The sequence below is a fragment of the Methanobrevibacter sp. genome (assembly GCF_045539575.1).
Lineage (GTDB): Archaea > Methanobacteriota > Methanobacteria > Methanobacteriales > Methanobacteriaceae > Methanocatella.
In genome coordinates, this window is the sequence record NZ_JAZQFM010000082.1 from 1 (window position 1) to 2671 (window position 2671).

Genomic DNA, 2671 nt, shown 5'->3' on the forward strand with positions numbered 1-2671 from the left:
TGGAGAAGTTCAGATAAATTCTTATTTTTATAAAAATTAGTTTGTTTTATGTGCATTTTTTCATTATTTTTCTAGGTTGATTTGTAAATTTTTCAATAATTATTATTTTTCCAATAAATTCTAATTTTTGCATAATATTCATGTATTTTTTAGGCATTATTTTGAAAATAATCAAATGGTGTGGCATCAGATTGTGTATTTAAAAAATAAAATTATGATGATTTGTTAAAATCATCAATTGCAGAGTCAACTATTTTTAGCACGGACTCTTTTAAATCAGGATAGGAGTCATTGATTGCCACTGGAATGTTGTCGCAGTAAACAACCTCAAGACCGGCTTCGATAGCATCCTTTGTTGCAACATCAACTGCTGCAGCCTTAAGTTCGGTAAGCATCACGTCAGCCTTATCCATATATTTGGCCATGTCTTCACGCAATAGTGGTCTGTTGGATAGGTGGGCTGTTGTTCCGATAACTTCACAGTCATAATTGCTTTCCAGATAGTCTACCAGTTTGTCCTTGACATCTTCAGGTGCGGTTGTTGCAAAAAGCACTTTTTTACCTGCAATGTCTGCAAGTGGTTTTGGCCTGAAGACTGTTGATATTACGGTTGCATCAGGGTTGACTTCGCTTACAAACTCTTCAATCTGTTTTATCTTTTCATCAGAACACATTGGCTCTTCACACATTGTTAAAATCACAAGATCTCCCAGACCCACTCTATAAGGTCCGAAGTAGGTGGTCAGGTTTTCGATAGGCTGGTTTGCTCCAATAAGCACGATTTTTTTATTGGTTTTAATTGGAGGTATTGCGGCTCCGCTTCCTTCAAAAATGGCGAATTTGGAATCTACTTGATTTGCCAGTTTCGCTCCTTTTTTCATGTTTGTTAAAAATACTTCACCTGCCATTCCTCCTCCACAGCGTCTGCAGCCTATTGTTAAAATTCTGCTCATTAGTGCATCTTCCCAATGGTCGCTTGCTGCATGAACTCCCTTTTCAGACTGTTCAAGCAGGAATTCGGCATTGATTTCCAGTTCTTCGCCATGTACGATTTCAGGCTCTTCAGGGCCTCCTCTGCCCATTGCAATAACGCATGGTTCATAACCGTTTTTGTCAATAAGCCTTGAAACGAAACCTGAAACTGCTGTTTTTCCTATACGTTTTCCGGTTCCCAAAATTGTTATTGACGGTTTTTCCATTACTTCATATTGTGAATGAGGTTCAAATTTAAAGTCAGGCCCTTCATAGGTTATGCCTTCGTTTAGAACCTTGCATGCAATTTTAAATCTTTTCGGATAGTCAAGAATTGGTTCGTCACTCAAGTCGAATACTGTATCGATATCATATTTTCTAATCATTTCAACAATGATGTCATAAGGAATGTCCTTGTCTTTTGCAAATTGTACGGGAACTCCCAGCTTTTCTGAGTATGTTTCTTCAGAATCGTCCCTAAGCTTTTCTGTCCCTCCTATAAATACTGCACCTGCTATGTCAATGTGTTCTAGGTTGTTTAAGGTATCTATTGCTTCTTGGGTGACTGGTAGGTAGTGTTCACCATCAACCAAACAAAGCATTTTTTTTAGAGCTTTCATGGTTATAGGTATAATCTTTTATAAATATAAAAGTTTAATAATTAAACATGAATTTTTCACAGATTGACATCGATGAGACTCATATCAGATTGACAAGTGACTTGTCAGGGCATGATTTAAAGAGACATGTTTTTAATTTGCGCAAAGATTTAAAGGATTATATTTTTAGAAATAATGAGTTTTCCATATCTCTCGAGCCTTTGAAAATGCCTGACGGGGACTTGCCAAGCATTGTTTTTAAGATGTATGAATCATCAATTCTCAGTGATGTCGGGCCTATGGCCTGTGTTGCGGGAACCATTTCTGAGATGTCTCTTGATTATTTAATGAATCAAGGATCTTCACATTCCATAGTTGAAAATGGTGGGGATATTGCAGTAGTCAATGATAGGAAAGTGCTGTGCGGAATCTATTCAAACAATGAATCATTGGGAAATGATATTGCATTTGAAATCAGAAAAAGGAAAAATCCATTGGGAATCTGCTCTTCTTCAGGTAAAATTGGTCATTCAATCAGTTTTGGTGAATCTGACTGTGTAACTGTACTTGGAAAATCTGCATCCCTTTGTGATGGTCTTGCAACCAGAATAGCCAATTGCGCTTATGGCGAATCTTCTCAGGACAGGATTGTCAATGCATTGGAGTGCGGTGATGAATATAGGGAATTTTTTGACTCTGCGCTGATTATCTGCGGTGAAAATGTGGGCACTATCGGAAAGCTTCCAAAAATCGTTGAAACTGAAGAGTTCCAAGATGGTTCAAATAAAGGTTATTGAATTATTAAAGGAAGATTCATTTAAATTAACTTCATTGAAAACATTGGTGATTTAATTTTTCAAATATTTTATTTTAACAGTCGTGTCATGATATTTTCAAAATAAATTCTGTTAAATCTACCTGTATTCGCATAGTTTCATCAAAGTAATTAAGGCAGCAACGATTAATATTAAATTTAGTTAAAGATTGGTTGATTAATCATGTTTTGTAATCTATTTTTAATGCAATATTTAAATATGATTAATATACAATATTAATGTATACAAATTTGGAGTTAATTTTTAACTAACAAGAAATTAGTT

2 protein-coding genes are annotated in these 2671 nt (G+C 35.4%); one reads left to right on the plus strand and one right to left on the minus strand.

The genetic code is table 11. The features are described 5' to 3' along the window. Positions 1-212: 212 nt before the first annotated feature. Complete coding sequence (locus ACKI30_RS10360) at positions 213-1592, minus strand: 2,3-diphosphoglycerate synthetase (RefSeq protein ID WP_407412212.1); 1380 nt, start codon at positions 1590-1592, stop codon at positions 213-215. A gap of 47 nt (positions 1593-1639) precedes the next feature. On the opposite strand from ACKI30_RS10360, the gene ACKI30_RS10365 reads away from it, so the two are divergent. Then, positions 1640-2368, plus strand: a complete 729-nt coding sequence (locus ACKI30_RS10365; protein WP_407412214.1) for a UPF0280 family protein — start codon at positions 1640-1642, stop codon at positions 2366-2368. Positions 2369-2671 lie beyond the last annotated feature (303 nt).